We start from the raw sequence: 12,470 nt of genomic DNA, 5'->3' as shown, positions 1-12,470 counted from the left end.
GGACGACGTTCTGCCAGGAGCGCAAAGAATTGCGCTCTGCGCCGCTGGACGGCACAGGTACTGGTCTCGAAGAGCTGCCAGAAGTCAGCCGCTTGATGTGCGAGGGGACGAGTGAGGAGTGCAGGTTTCATCCCTCTATTATAAACTGTTTAATCGGAATCCGTATAAGTGAATTTGGCCGAGTATTTGGGAGCATGTAAGCAGTGGGAGTCTCTTTTCCCGATGCCGTAATTCGGACAAATGCTCTCACCGTGTGAAGGTCCGAACGACGGAGATAAGGTCAGCCCCCGCATTCAGACCTTCAAACTTTCCGACGCTCAGACACGCTTAGACAGACACGCTCAGAAGCGGTATGTCACCCCCAGCCGCAGCCCAGGCGACAGCAACCGGAGATCGGCTGGGGCGGAAGGGGTCTGGCCGGGCAGGAGCAGCGGCGAGGAAATCGGCGTGACGTTCCGCAGAACCAGGTAGCGCAGTTTGCTCTCTGCGAAAAAGCCCAGACGGCTCTGGCTGGGGCGACTGCGGTAGCCCAGGACGCCGCCCGCCGCCCAGCCACTGTTCGCGCCCAGCATCAGCGCCGTGCTGGGGCCACCGTACAGGCCGCCGCCATTGCCGCCGATCAGCGCCTCTGCGTTCAGGGCAATCAGGCCGTAGAACACTTCCATCCCGGCCCGCAGGTTCAGTCTGGTCTGGCCCACGTTCAGCACGGGTGCACTGACCGCCGCGAATAGTTCCGGCAGAATCAGGACCTCGCTGGACAAGCCGCCCCAGACGGTAAACTGTTCCGGTGCGGGCTGAGGCCAGAGCGTCTGCGGTGTGCTCGGTACCAGTTCCTGCGTCTGCTGCTGCGGCGGCTGAACGAAAATGGGCGTGCCGGAATCCGCTGGCGTGGTCTGGGCGCGGGCGAAGGTGGCGGCGGTGAGGGCCAGCGCGAGGGCGCGGATCAGGGTGGCTTTTAGCATAGGAGCAGGGTAACGGATGGTATGGCGCGGGCTGTCTTGAATGGTGTTTTGACCTGGTGTCTCAGCAAAGTGCGGCTGTTGGTTCAGTTTGGTGCTCTGAAACGGGAGCGCCGTTGACCTCCTGCACAGCCTGCCCCGCAAGGAAGAAAGGGGCAACAGCTCCCGTCTGGTAAAGCAAATTTCCTGTCGCGCGTCAAGCGTCGCAAGGAAAGGGGAGACAGCCCGCAGGTCACCTCCCCAGCAAAAGATCCTGTGTTCTCTCAGTGCAGCAGGCCAATCGAGCGGGCGCGGCTGACGGCCTGGGTGCGGTCCCCGGCGTCCAGCTTGGCGTACAACCGGGCCAGGTGGTCCTTGACCGTATCGGGGCTGACGCCCAGATTCTTGGCGATCTCCTTGTTGCTGTAGCCCTGGGCCAGCAGCGGCAGCACCTCGGATTCGCGGGGGGTCAGGCGGGGTACGTCCACCTGCGGCAGGCGGTCAATTTCGGGGTGGGCCACGATGTCGCGCAGTTGGCGGGCCAGGCTCTCGGGGTCCGTTTCCTTGCTGACGTAGCCGCGTGCCCCGGCGGTGCGGGCCGCCTGCACGATGGCGGGTTCGGCGAAGGTGGTGATCAGCACGCTGACGACCTGGGGATGGGTCATACGCAGGCGTTCGCAGACCTCGATGCCGGTCATGCCGGGCATCTTGATGTCCAGCAGGGCGGCGTCGGGTTGCAGGCTGCGGCAGGCGTCCAGGGCGCTCAGACCATCGGCGGCCTCGGCCACCACGTCGAACCCCTGATGCATCAGGGCGTACTTGAGGCCCATACGGAACAGCGGGTGATCGTCGGCAATAACAAGTTTCATGGGGTGATCTCCGGGAGAGTGAGCGTGAAGACGGTGGGCAGGGTGGACGTGGGAGGAGGAGGGGCGGAGTTGGAAATAGCGGTGTCGGGGTCAGGCAGCGGGTAGGGTCGGTGGGCGTAGCGCAGCTCTCCGCCGTGCGCCTCGGCAATCCGGCGGGCGATGAACAGGCCGAGTCCGGCGGTTCCGGCGGTGTACTGCTGTCCGGCGATGGTGGTGGGCTGCGAGGTAAACGGCTGTGCCAGTTGGGCCAGCGAGCCGCCCAGGCCGGGGCCGTCGTCGGCCACCACCAGTCCGTCTGGCGTGATATGCAGTTCCACGCGTGAGTGGGCGTAGCGGATGGCATTCTCGGTCAGGTTGGTCACGGCCCGTTCCAGCACCGGGGCGTCGGCCAGGGCGTAGCCGTGTCCCTCCACGCTCAGGGTCAGGCCCCCGCACCCGGCCTGTGGCTGGACACGCCGGGCCACGTCGTCGAGCAGGGCGCGCAGATCGGTGGGAACGGTCTGGACCATCACGTCCTCGCGCTCGAAGCGGTGGGCGTCGGCCATCTGCTGCACCAGCGCCAGCAGGCGGGCGGTCTCGGCCCCCATCTGCGTGCCCACCTCCCGGCGTTCGGCTTCGGGCAGTGGCAGATTCACCAGGGCGTGCGTGAGGTGTCCGGCGGCGATCAGCGGGGTTTTCAGGTCATGCACCAGCGTCGCCATGAAGGCGTTGCGGCGCGTCTGTTCGGTGCCCAGGCGGCCCAGCAGATCCGAGAAGGCGCGGCGCAGCAGCAGGATTTCCGCCGGATCGTCGGTGTGTGGTGTCAGTTCGCCGCCTTCCACCTCGGCCTGAAGGCGGCTGAGGGGCCGCAGCAGCGCGCCGCTGAGGACATAACCCACCATGCCGCACAGCACGCCCACCAGCAGCATCCACCCCAGCAGTGCGCCCGCCGGGAGGTTGGGCTGGGCGGTCAGCGTGAGGACTAGATTGGGCAGGAAGGCCAGCAGAAAGATCACCAGCGCGAACTGGGTCCGCAGGGTGTTGCGCCCGGCCCTGCGCCGCCCAGCCAGATCCTGTTCGGGAAGTTCAGAGATCAGGCGGCCACTCACGAAACTCAGCTTATGGGGGGGGGTCTGACAGAACCCTCACGGGGTGGGGGGAGGGTTGGGGGTGCAGTGCGCCGCCGTCCGGGCCACTGCCCGCCGCGATACGCTGTCGGGCAAGAAATCTCCTGCGGAATGCCTGGCAGCGGCGGAAGCGCGGGCCGGGGCGATGGTGGGGCCGGGCCTGCCAGCGGGCCTGAACGTGGCGGAAGTTACGACGGCGGACGCGGTGCGGCCCCTGGGACGGGGATGGGTGTCGAAGTTTAGTTCTGGGGTGGCTACCACGGTTTGACCCCTCCCCCCCTTCGGGGGACTTCCCCTCAAGGGGAGGCAAGTTGTTTTCTGCGTGGCAAGATTGACAGCCACTCTTGGCTCCCCTTGAGGGGAGCTGGCTGCGAAGCAGACTGAGGGGTTATCTTTTCGCCCGCCACCGCACCGCACTCCCGCCCCCCTGATCCTGACCTTGCCTTAGCTCTGGCTGCCGCCGCTGGCCCTAAACTGCGCCCATGATTCAACCTGTCCAACATGGTCCCGTTCGCGTGTGGTCCCTGCCCACCGGCCCCTTGCAGGAAAACGCCGTGCTGGTGGCGGGCGCACAGGGCGAGGGCTTCCTCTTCGATCCTGGCGACGATGCGGACCGGATTCTGGCCCTGGTACGCGTCGCGGGCGTGACGGTACGCGGCATTCTGCTCACCCACGCGCATTTCGATCACATCGGGGCCGTGCAGCCCGTGCGAGAGGCGCTCCGTGTGCCGGTTTATCTGCATCCCGCCGATCTGCCGATCTACCGCATGGGCGCGGCGTCGGCGGGACGCTGGAACCTGCCCTTTATTCAGCCGGACGCCCCGGACCACGAGATCACGCAGAATCAGACATTCGCGGCGGGCGACCTGACCCTGACCGCCCGCGAGTTGCCGGGCCACGCGCCGGGGCATGTGGTGTTCCTGGCCGGGACGGACAGCGGGGACGGCATGGTGGTGGCCGGGGACACGCTGTTCCAGGGAGGCATCGGGCGCACCGATCTGCCGGGCGGCAGCCACCCTGAACTGATGGCGGGCATCACGCGTGAACTGCTGACCTTGCCCGACGCCACCGCCGTCTATTCCGGCCACGGCGGGGCCACCACCATCGGGGCGGAACGCCGGGGCAATCCCTTTCTGCGCTGACCCTGACGCACCGAGTGTCGCGCGGCAGATGGGACAGGCCGCGCCCATGCTTTACGCTACCTTCATGTTCTCCAATTTCCGCCTGTGGTGGCAAAAGCCGCAGCTTCACCAGCCGGGCGACGACAACGGCAAGGTCACCTTTCTGGAGCTGTTTTATGACCTGATCTTCGTGGTGGTGATCTCGCGGCTGGCGCATCGTCTGGCGGCGCACCCCAGCCCGCAGGCGTTTCTGGACTTCGTCCTGCTGTTCATCCCGGTGTGGTGGGTCTGGCTGAGCATCGCGTACTACAACGAACGTTTCGAAACCTATGACCTCAGCTTCCGCGCCTTCACCTTCCTGCAAATGCTGCCGGTGGCGGGCATGGCGGTCACCGCCGAATACGGCCTGAGCAAGACGGCCACCGGCTTTGCGCTGTCCTACGCGGCGGCGCGGGTGCTGATCACCTTCATGTGGTGGCGCGCGGGGCGGCACAATCCACAGGTGCGGCCCGTGACCGACGTGTATGTGCGGGGCTTCGCCCTCAGCATCGTGCTGTGGGTTGTCGCCGCGTTTCTGGTGGGGCCGCTGGCTTACGCCCTGAAAGCTGCGGGCCTGCTGATTGAACTGCTGACCCCGATCCTGACCTTGCAGGCGCAGCGCGAGGTTTTCAGGGCCAGGGTCCGCAAGTTGCCGGAGCGCTTCGGCCTGTTCGTGATCATCGTGCTGGGTGAAACCCTGGTGGGCGTCCTGAACGGGCTGGCCGATCTGGATGGCCTGAACCTGGCGGTGGTGTGGCGCTTCATTCTGGGCTTCACGCTGGGCTTTGGGCTGTGGTGGGTGTGGTTCGACTACCTGGGGCGGCGCGAACCCGACAGCCTGGACCGCTGGGGTTTTCTGCGCTGGACCTACGGCCACCTGCCGCTGGTCATCGGCATCACCGTGATCGGGGCGATGGTGGAACACGGCGTGGCGCTGGAAGAAGACCTGAACCTGGCGGCGGTGCGCTGGCTGATGGCCGGGGGCTTTGCGCTGTTCTATCTGGCCTGCGCCGTGATTGAAACCGGGCTGGAGCCGGAAAAACCGCCGATGATCCCGCCGCGCCTGTTGATCGCGCTGCGGCTGGGGACGGCGGCGGTGGCCCTGCTGCTTCCCCTGCTGGCGCTGCCGTTGACCGGGCTGATGGCCGTGTTGATCGGCCTGCATCTGCTCCACGCGGGTCTGGGCGTGCGTGCGTGGTTTGCCAGCAGCAATGCTGGACGGGTGGACGTGCATTGAGCCGGACAGACATGGGAGGCAAGGTGGTCAGAAATTCGCCTGGACGCGCTACGCTGGGCACCATGATTCGGGGCAATGGCTGATGCCGGGGGTAGGCGGCGGGGCGGGGGCTGTTCTTTCGGCGGGCCTGACGGAAGTCAGCTACAGCACCAACACTGCCAACGCCTTGATCCACCTGTACCGCGCCGAGGTCGGCAAGATGACCGCGTGGCGGCAGCGGCTGGACATGACCACCAACTGGTCCGTGGTGACCAGCGCGGGCCTGGCCTCCTTTGCCCTGGGAGACCTGAGCAACAGCCATGCCACCTTTCTGTTCGCCATGTTCATGAACTACTTTTTCCTGCGCCTGGAAGCCCGCCGCTTCCGCACCTACGAGATCGCCCACCACCGCGTGCGGATCATGGAGCGCTTTTTTTACCCGGCCATGCTGGGCGACAGGGTGGACCCCGGCTGGCACCAGCTCCTGCTGGCCGAACTGGGCAAGCCGCGCAGCCCGATGAGCCGCAACGACGCGCTGGGCTGGCGGCTGGGGCGCAACTATCTGTGGATCTACGCGGCGGTGCTGCTGGCCTGGCTGGCCAAGCTGGACCTGGGCCAGCCCAAGGGCTACGTCCTGACCTTTCCCGACGCCTTTGCCCTGGCCGACATCGGCAATTTTCCCGGCTGGGTGGTCTTTGCCATCGTCTTCGTGTTCTACGCCTACCTGATCTGGCTGGCCCTGCGCGCCGCCCGCACGTATCCATTAGAAGAGGGCTGAAGCGAAGGCCTGCTTTCCTTCCTTGTGGGGAGGCTGGGACTGGGGCAGCTCTGGAGGCGGGGGGGCCACCAGACAAGCCGTAAAACAGGCAAGTTGCGGCGACTTATTTCAATCCTGCTGCCCCGGCACCACCCCCATCAGACGCGCTTCATGAGACCTCGTTACGCTCTGTGCCATGCGCTCCCTTGCCGCCGCCCTGCTGCTGTTGCCCCCCGTTCTCAGCGGTTGCGCCTTCGGGGCCTACATCAGCCCGCTGACCCCGCTGGAACGCGCCGTGAACGGCACCTACGAGGGCATCGGCGTGGGTGGCACGGGCCGCGTGCCGTACCGCCTGACCCTGACCGTGCAGGAGCGCGAGGGCCGCGCCACCGGGGTCATTACCAATCTGGAAAGCCGCAAGGCTTATGCAGCCAGCGGCACCTTTAAGCGCAACGCCACGGGCGGCGCACTGGAACTGACCCTGTTTGAGAACGGCGAAAAGCACCGGGGCAACCTGCACGCCACCCTGACCGGCACCAAGATCAGCGGCGTGCTGCGAACCGTGCTGCTGGGCCGCGAACTGCTGGGCTACACCGTGGACTGGAATCTGGTGGCGGGCGCGTCTCCGGCGGCGACACCTGCCGCCGTTCCCGCGCCAACGACGCCGTAAGGGAAGCGGTCCCCCGCGCAAAGCGGACTTTACGGGTGCCTCTGCTGGGCGGCTGGGAGGTTGCGCGCGTCGCTTGCTTGAGGTTTCTCCTGACCCGGTTCGCAGGGGGAAATCGCAGTCCTGCCCGACCGACGGTGCCGCGACACTCGGTAGGATGATCGTCTGCTACCCGCCCGGCCTCACACCCTGAAGCTGCCCGATGATCTCATCCATCAGACGGTCCAGCTCCGCGTCCACCACCTGCCGCGCCGGGTCCGCGTCGTACCACGCCAGCACCTCCTGCACGCCGCGCGCAAACGGAATGGTGGCCCGGAACTCTGGCACCAGACGCTTGATCTTGGTGTTGTCGAAGACGGCGTTGTGGGCCTTGTCGCCCAGCAGGCCCGCGCCCCAGCCGGGGGCGAAGGCAGCGATCACCTCGGACGGCACATGCACAATCTGGGCTTTTGTTCCCGCCGCGTGCGCCACATGCTCAAAAATCTGGTTCCAGGTCAGCCACTCGTCGCCGGTGATCTGCACCGCCTCGCCGATCACCGCCGGGCGGCCCAGCAGCCCCACAAAGCCCACGGCGAAATCGCGGTGGTGGGTCAGCGTCCACAGGGAGGTCCCGTCGCCGTGGACGATCACCGGCTTGCCCCGGCGCATGCGGTCCACCACCGTCCAGCCGCCGTCCATCGGCAGCAGTGTGCGGTCATAGGTGTGCGAGGGCCGCACGATGGTCATGGGAAACCCCTCCTCGCGGTAGGCGCGCGTCAGGCGGTCTTCACAGGCGATCTTGTCGCGCGAGTACTGCCAGAACGGGTTGTGCAGCGGCGTGGATTCGGTGATCGGCAGGTGCCCCAGCGGCTTCTGATAGGCCGAGGCCGAGCTGATGAAGACATACTGTCGGGTGCGGCCCGCGAACAGTTCCAGATCGGTTTCGATGTGTTCGGGGGTAAAGGCCACCCAGTCCACCACCACGTCAAAGTCCAGCTCGCCCAGCGCCTGCCGCACGCTGCCCGGATCGCGGATGTCGCCGCGCAGGACCTTCGCGCCGTCTGGCACGGGTCGGGAGGATTCGCCCCGGTTGAGCAGGTACAACTCCATGCCCTGTGCCAGCGCCAGCGCCGAACACGCCGAGCTGATGATGCCCGTGCCGCCGATGAACAGGACTTTCATGGCTGCTTCTGTCCCAGTTCGTCGCCCTGATCGTCCAGCGTGTCTCGCCAGGTGTGCTGAGGCTCGAAGCCGAGGTGCTGCCGGGCAGCGTCGATGCTCAGGAGGGTCTGGAAACCGTCCAGCGATTCTTGCAGGGGAACCCCTGGAAAAACCCGCTTCATCAGCGTGCGCGAGGCCACCGGCATCACGGTGTCGGCGGCGGCGATGATGAAGCTGCTGGCCCCCTGGAGCGGCGCGGTCAGGGCCAGACGGCAGGCCAGCGCGGCGTCGCGCCCGTCGATGTAGCCCCACAGGTTCCATTTGCGCGCGTGCGGATCGGGCCAGGCCAGCTCCGGAAAACGGCGATATTCCTCCGGCCCCAGGATGTTTGAAAAGCGCACGGCCACGAAGGGAATGCCCGAACGGCGCGCAAAATCCTGCGCCATCGTCTCGGTGACCACCTTGCTCAGGGCGTAGGACGACTCGGGATGCGGATAGTGCGCCTCGTCCACCGGGGCGTACTGGGGCGGCACGTCGAACGGCAGGCCCAGCGTCGTCTCACTGGACGCCCAGACCACCCGGCCCAGACCGAGCAGGGTGGCCGCCGTGAAGACGCTGTGGTTCATGGTCACGTTCTGCACGAAGGTGTGGTGCGGGGCCTGGAGGCCAGGCGCGGGAATATTGGCCAGATGAACCACGCTGCCCGCGCCGTGCATGACCTCCAGCGTCTGGCCCAGATCGGTCAGATCGGCCCGCAGAGCATCCTTTAAAACGCCCGAAAATTTTCCGTCTGGCCTGGGGATGGGCTGGGTGTCCACGGCAATGACCTCATAACCGTGTTCCAGCAGGTGCGGCAGGGCGGCGCGTCCGGCCCGGCCCGCCGCACCGGTCAGCACCACTGGCCCTGCCGGAGCGGTCTGGGAGCCAGCCTTCACCACGCGTAGGCTTCCGGGGCCTGTCCGCCGGGGCCGGGCCAGATGTCGTCCAGCTTTTTCAGGGTCTCGTCTGTCAGCTCGATGTTTAGGGCTTTCAATGCGCCGTCCAGTTGCTCTGCGGTGCGCGGCCCGATGATCGGGGCAGTCACGGCGGGCTGGTGCAGCAGCCAGGCCAGCGCCACGTCCGCCGGGGACTCGCCCAGCTCCCCACACAGCGCCTCGTACTGTTCCAGTTGGGGGCGGTGTTTGTCGATCTGCTGTTGCATATTCTCGCTGGCGCGGCGGCCCTCACTGGCTTTTTGCAGCGCCCCGCCCAGCAGGCCGCCGCCCAGCGGACTCCAGGGAATCAGGCCCAGCCCCAGCGCCTGACACGCCGGAATGACCTCCAGCTCGATGGTGCGCGCGGCCAGGTTATACAGGCTCTGCTCGGACACCAGGCCCATGAAGTGGCGCTGGGCGGCCAGCGTGTTGGCCTGCGCGATATTCCAGCCCGCGAAGTTGCTGCTGCCCACGTACAGCACCTTGCCCTCGCGCACCAACCCCTCCATCGCCTGCCAGACCTCTTCCCAGGGCGTGGCCCGGTCGATGTGGTGCATCTGGTACAGATCGATGTGATCGGTCTTGAGGCGGCGCAGGCTGTCCTCGCACGCCTTACGGATGTGGTACGCCGAGAGTTTCTGATCGTTGGGACCGTCGCCCATCTTGCCGTAGACCTTGGTGGCCAGCACGATGCGGTCACGGTTGCCAGGGTTGCTCTCCAGCCAGCGGCCCACGATCTGCTCGGTCACGCCCTCGCCGGGCTGGCGGCCATACACGTTGGCGGTGTCGAAGAAATTGACGCCCTGACCCAGCGCCGTGTCCATGATCCTGTGGCTGTCCTGCTCAGTTGTTTCGGGGCCGAAGTTCATGGTCCCCAGGCACAGCGGGCTGACTTGTAGGCCGGTGCGGCCCAGATGACGGTAGTCCATAATTGACGCCTCCCTGAATTTTGCTCTGTTCCGACGCTACACCCTCAGGTGCGGCGGCGTCACCCTGGCGTGGCCTTCATGGTTTTGGCAGAGGTGAAGAGGCAAACCCCTCAGCCTGCCTCGCCGCCAGCTCTCCATAAAAGGGAGTCGGACAACGCGACTGGCTGGGGCAGTCCCCAACCTCCCTGCTTGCCTTCTGGGGGCGGGCTTGCAAGGCTGCGAAGCGGAGGGGTCAGACCGTGATCCCCAACCATGAAACCCGAAAAGCAAACAGGCGGCCAGTCCATTCTCGGAGGCCGCCTGTCGTTTACCCCAGTCTCATACGGATTCCGTCTGTTTCGTCAACACATTGGGAAAGCTCCGATTTGTCAACTCCACGCCTGGAATCCTTTTCTCTCCTACTCGCATCCGCTCGGATCAAACCGTTTTTGCAAACGGTCTATATCGGAGTCCATATCAGTCGCTGTTCCCCGAACCGTCCGGCCCCGGCTCCGGGCGCGCGTTCGGCGTTCCAGGCGGCGTTTCATGCCTGATCACGCCCGCTCCGCTGTCCCCGAGCATTTGGCTGTCCCCGAGCATCTGGCGCAGTTCCTCGATCACGGCGCGCTCCTTGTCGTTGACTTGTTCGCCGCCGATGCCCAGGAACCCGCCTTCCTTGGCGGCCTCGGCGGTGCGCTGCGCCACCAGCATGAGCATCTCGCGGTAGGCAGCGGCGTCTTCCGGGCTGGTCTTGGCATTTACCAGCCACACGGCCTGACGCACGCCCTCCAGGCTCTGGGTTTTCACGTCTTCCACGTTGCGGGCGCGTTCCTGCTCCGGCGCTTTGGCTGGCTGACCCAGCAGTTCGGCGGCCATCGCCTCCATCAGTGGGGTGCGGCTGTCTCTGCTCACGCTCTCGCGCACGGCGGCGGCAATCGCCCCGGCCTCGGCCAGCAGGCCGGTCACGCCGCTGGGGCTGGCCGCCACCACCGCCGCCCCTGCCCGTCCGGGGCCGGTCATCACCTTGAACCACTCGTCTGCCGTGAAGTTGTCCTTAAGGCTCATGCGCTCAGCTTAGGGCAGCCGGGCTGACAGCGGATTGAGGTTTTACTTACGTGGGGTCACATCCTCCAGCTTGAGGCCCACTGCCTCAGTGTCCTCCCTTATGGCCTCAGTGTCCTCCCGTATGGCGCGCTCGTCGGGCGCGAGGCCGTGACTGCCGAACATCCCGCCCGCCGCGCGCATGCCGCCCAGTGCATCGCCGCACGTCCGGTCTGTATCCATCAGCGGCTTGAGCCTGAACGCCAGCATAATCAGCGCCACCGGCAGCGCAATGAAAATCAGGACGGCGGCCCACACCTCAACACCCCTGACCTCAGCAACCCTGATCCTAACAGCCCTGTGCGCCCACCACGCTGACCTGACCCTCGCGCAGGTGGGCGCGGCCCCAGGTGTCGATGGCGGTGATCACGCTCTGGAGTTCGCGTCCGGCGGGGGTCAGGGTATACACGCTGCGCGCCAACTTGCCGTGGGTATCCTCGGTGCGCTTGCTGATCACGCTCAGCGTCTCCAGGTGTTCCAGGCGCTGGGTCAGCGTGGCACTGTTGCAGCCGCCCACCGCACGGGCCAGCTCGTTGAAGCCCTTCTCGCCGTCCAGCAGCGAGCGGACGATGTGCAGCACCCACTTTTCCTGCAACACGCCGATGGCCCGGTAGACCGGGCAAAAGCCCCGCTCTGCTGCGGCAGAGGGTCCGGGAGAGGGGAGTTCCGTGTTCATGCTAGGATTCTACACCTAAACGCAAAACCAATTAAGGAAAGGATTACACCGCTTGACTTTTTAAATCAGTGGGCGTAACGTTACGCCCATGACTGCTACTGCTACCAGACCCCTGACCGTGACCGACGCCATCGAAACCCGCCACAGCATCCGCAAGTTCGTGCAGCAACCCATGAACGCGGACGATCTGCGCGAAATCCTGCGTCTGGCTAGCCTGGCTCCCAGCGCCTGGAACGCCCAGACCTGGCGCTTCGCCGTGGTTCAGAACCCCGAGGTCAAGGAGCAGTTGCAGGCAGCCGCCTACGGCCAGCCCCAGATCGGCAGCGCGCCCGCCGTGATCGTGGTCTACAGCGACATGGAAGACACCCTGGACACTGTGGAAGACACCGCCCATCCCGGCATGGGGGAGGAGGGCCGCGCCGGACAGCGCAAGACCTTTAATGGCGCTTTCGGCGGCCAGGACGTGGCGCAGCGCGGCCAGTGGGGTCTGTCGCAGGCCAACATCGCCTTCGGCTTCCTGATGCTGGCGGCGCGCGGCCTGGGCTACGACACCGTGCCCATGCTGGGCTTCCAGCCCGACAAGGTGCGCGAGTTGCTGAAGCTGCCCGAGCATGTCCAGTTTGCCGGACTGCTGCCTATCGGCAAGCGTGCCGAGGACGGTTTCCCGCACCACCGCCACGACGTCGAGCGGGTCACCACGTTCTACTGAAGCCCTGAGTTTCGGTGGCCGCCCTCCACAGTAGGATTCTCCAAATAGCTCTGCGGCTTTTGCATCGTAGAAGCCCTGAGTTTCGGTGGCCGCCCTCCACAGTAGGGGCGGTTTCTATGCGCTGGATTTAACGCTGGCTGACAGCGGCTGTCTCAAGAGAACGGTCACCCTGAGGGCAGCCACAGGGGTCTCGCCGCAATCCTGGAGACGCCCCGGCTTCGCTCGACACGGCGGCTCAAATGCATCCGC

Annotated in this window: 15 protein-coding genes; 6 read left to right on the top strand and 9 right to left on the bottom strand. The window is 65.8% G+C overall.

Annotation, left to right across the window (positions count from 1 at the left end):
- Positions 1-341: 341 nt before the first annotated feature.
- From Q322_RS0113710 to Q322_RS0113700, 3 genes are all read right to left on the bottom strand, one after another.
- Positions 342-962: a hypothetical protein gene (locus Q322_RS0113710; RefSeq protein WP_029478479.1), complete on the bottom strand. Its 621-nt coding sequence runs from the start codon at positions 960-962 to the stop codon at positions 342-344.
- 260 nt (positions 963-1,222) lie between these two features.
- Positions 1,223-1,807 (bottom strand): response regulator transcription factor, encoded by a 585-nt coding sequence (locus Q322_RS0113705; RefSeq protein ID WP_029478478.1) that lies wholly within the window; start codon positions 1,805-1,807, stop codon positions 1,223-1,225.
- Entirely contained in the window at positions 1,804-2,895 is a 1,092-nt protein-coding gene (locus Q322_RS0113700; RefSeq protein ID WP_415831358.1) for a sensor histidine kinase, read from the bottom strand. Before Q322_RS0113700 ends, Q322_RS0113705 begins: the two co-directional genes overlap by 4 nt.
- A gap of 61 nt (positions 2,896-2,956) precedes the next feature.
- Between Q322_RS0113700 and Q322_RS23430 the strand changes: the two genes are divergently transcribed.
- The 5 genes from Q322_RS23430 to Q322_RS0113680 all read left to right on the top strand — a co-directional run bounded on the left by Q322_RS23430 (position 2,957) and on the right by Q322_RS0113680 (position 6,716).
- A complete protein-coding gene (locus Q322_RS23430; RefSeq protein WP_156953051.1) occupies positions 2,957-3,181 on the top strand; it encodes a hypothetical protein in 225 nt (74 codons plus the stop codon).
- A 214-nt stretch (positions 3,182-3,395) separates the two neighbouring features.
- A complete protein-coding gene (locus Q322_RS0113695; RefSeq protein ID WP_029478476.1) occupies positions 3,396-4,055 on the top strand; it encodes an MBL fold metallo-hydrolase in 660 nt (219 codons plus the stop codon).
- Between the two features lie 64 nt (positions 4,056-4,119).
- The gene (locus Q322_RS0113690) at positions 4,120-5,310 is read left to right on the top strand and encodes a low temperature requirement protein A (protein WP_029478475.1); all 1,191 of its coding nucleotides are present in this window, start codon (positions 4,120-4,122) and stop codon (positions 5,308-5,310) included.
- A gap of 82 nt (positions 5,311-5,392) precedes the next feature.
- The gene (locus Q322_RS0113685) at positions 5,393-6,067 is read left to right on the top strand and encodes a DUF2270 domain-containing protein (protein WP_029478474.1); all 675 of its coding nucleotides are present in this window, start codon (positions 5,393-5,395) and stop codon (positions 6,065-6,067) included.
- A gap of 175 nt (positions 6,068-6,242) precedes the next feature.
- A complete protein-coding gene (locus Q322_RS0113680; protein ID WP_029478473.1) occupies positions 6,243-6,716 on the top strand; it encodes a hypothetical protein in 474 nt (157 codons plus the stop codon).
- Positions 6,717-6,881: 165 nt separating this feature from the next.
- Here the strand turns inward: Q322_RS0113680 and Q322_RS0113675 are convergent, their stop codons facing one another.
- The 6 genes from Q322_RS0113675 to Q322_RS21055 all read right to left on the bottom strand — a co-directional run bounded on the left by Q322_RS0113675 (position 6,882) and on the right by Q322_RS21055 (position 11,512).
- Complete coding sequence (locus Q322_RS0113675) at positions 6,882-7,874, bottom strand: SDR family oxidoreductase (RefSeq protein ID WP_029478472.1); 993 nt, start codon at positions 7,872-7,874, stop codon at positions 6,882-6,884.
- On the bottom strand, positions 7,871-8,788 hold the full coding sequence (locus Q322_RS0113670) for an NAD-dependent epimerase/dehydratase family protein (RefSeq protein ID WP_245593260.1): 918 nt from the start codon (positions 8,786-8,788) through the stop codon (positions 7,871-7,873). Before Q322_RS0113670 ends, Q322_RS0113675 begins: the two co-directional genes overlap by 4 nt.
- Positions 8,785-9,756 carry an aldo/keto reductase gene (locus Q322_RS0113665; RefSeq protein WP_029478470.1) on the bottom strand — a complete coding sequence of 324 codons (972 nt, stop codon included), beginning with the start codon at positions 9,754-9,756 and terminating at the stop codon, positions 8,785-8,787. Before Q322_RS0113665 ends, Q322_RS0113670 begins: the two co-directional genes overlap by 4 nt.
- A gap of 456 nt (positions 9,757-10,212) precedes the next feature.
- Positions 10,213-10,800, bottom strand: a complete 588-nt coding sequence (locus Q322_RS0113660; protein ID WP_029478469.1) for a hypothetical protein — start codon at positions 10,798-10,800, stop codon at positions 10,213-10,215.
- A gap of 42 nt (positions 10,801-10,842) precedes the next feature.
- The gene (locus Q322_RS0113655) at positions 10,843-11,094 is read right to left on the bottom strand and encodes a hypothetical protein (RefSeq protein ID WP_245593259.1); all 252 of its coding nucleotides are present in this window, start codon (positions 11,092-11,094) and stop codon (positions 10,843-10,845) included.
- 31 nt (positions 11,095-11,125) lie between these two features.
- Complete coding sequence (locus Q322_RS21055) at positions 11,126-11,512, bottom strand: winged helix-turn-helix transcriptional regulator (RefSeq protein WP_051668583.1); 387 nt, start codon at positions 11,510-11,512, stop codon at positions 11,126-11,128.
- 88 nt (positions 11,513-11,600) lie between these two features.
- On the opposite strand from Q322_RS21055, the gene Q322_RS0113645 reads away from it, so the two are divergent.
- Positions 11,601-12,221, top strand: coding sequence for a nitroreductase family protein (locus Q322_RS0113645; protein ID WP_029478466.1), 621 nt, complete (start codon positions 11,601-11,603; stop codon positions 12,219-12,221).
- The last annotated feature ends 249 nt before the right edge of the window (positions 12,222-12,470 follow it).

The sequence above is a fragment of the Deinococcus frigens DSM 12807 genome, from assembly GCF_000701425.1.
Taxonomy (GTDB): Bacteria; Deinococcota; Deinococci; order Deinococcales; family Deinococcaceae; genus Deinococcus; species Deinococcus frigens.
Note: the sequence above shows the minus strand (reverse complement) of the source record. Positions and strands in the feature narration are given on the sequence as shown.

Coding starts and splice junctions, on each gene's coding strand:
- Q322_RS0113680 (WP_029478473.1), top strand. CDS start 6,243: ATGCGCTCCCTTGCCGCCGCCCTGCTGCTGTTGCCCCCCGTTCTCAGC.
- Q322_RS0113685 (WP_029478474.1), top strand. CDS start 5,393: ATGCCGGGGGTAGGCGGCGGGGCGGGGGCTGTTCTTTCGGCGGGCCTG.
- Q322_RS0113695 (WP_029478476.1), top strand. CDS start 3,396: ATGATTCAACCTGTCCAACATGGTCCCGTTCGCGTGTGGTCCCTGCCC.
- Q322_RS21055 (WP_051668583.1), bottom strand. CDS start 11,512: ATGAACACGGAACTCCCCTCTCCCGGACCCTCTGCCGCAGCAGAGCGG.
- Q322_RS0113710 (WP_029478479.1), bottom strand. CDS start 962: ATGCTAAAAGCCACCCTGATCCGCGCCCTCGCGCTGGCCCTCACCGCC.
- Q322_RS0113690 (WP_029478475.1), top strand. CDS start 4,120: ATGTTCTCCAATTTCCGCCTGTGGTGGCAAAAGCCGCAGCTTCACCAG.
- Q322_RS0113705 (WP_029478478.1), bottom strand. CDS start 1,807: ATGAAACTTGTTATTGCCGACGATCACCCGCTGTTCCGTATGGGCCTC.
- Q322_RS0113665 (WP_029478470.1), bottom strand. CDS start 9,756: ATGGACTACCGTCATCTGGGCCGCACCGGCCTACAAGTCAGCCCGCTG.
- Q322_RS0113645 (WP_029478466.1), top strand. CDS start 11,601: ATGACTGCTACTGCTACCAGACCCCTGACCGTGACCGACGCCATCGAA.
- Q322_RS0113675 (WP_029478472.1), bottom strand. CDS start 7,874: ATGAAAGTCCTGTTCATCGGCGGCACGGGCATCATCAGCTCGGCGTGT.
- Q322_RS0113660 (WP_029478469.1), bottom strand. CDS start 10,800: ATGAGCCTTAAGGACAACTTCACGGCAGACGAGTGGTTCAAGGTGATG.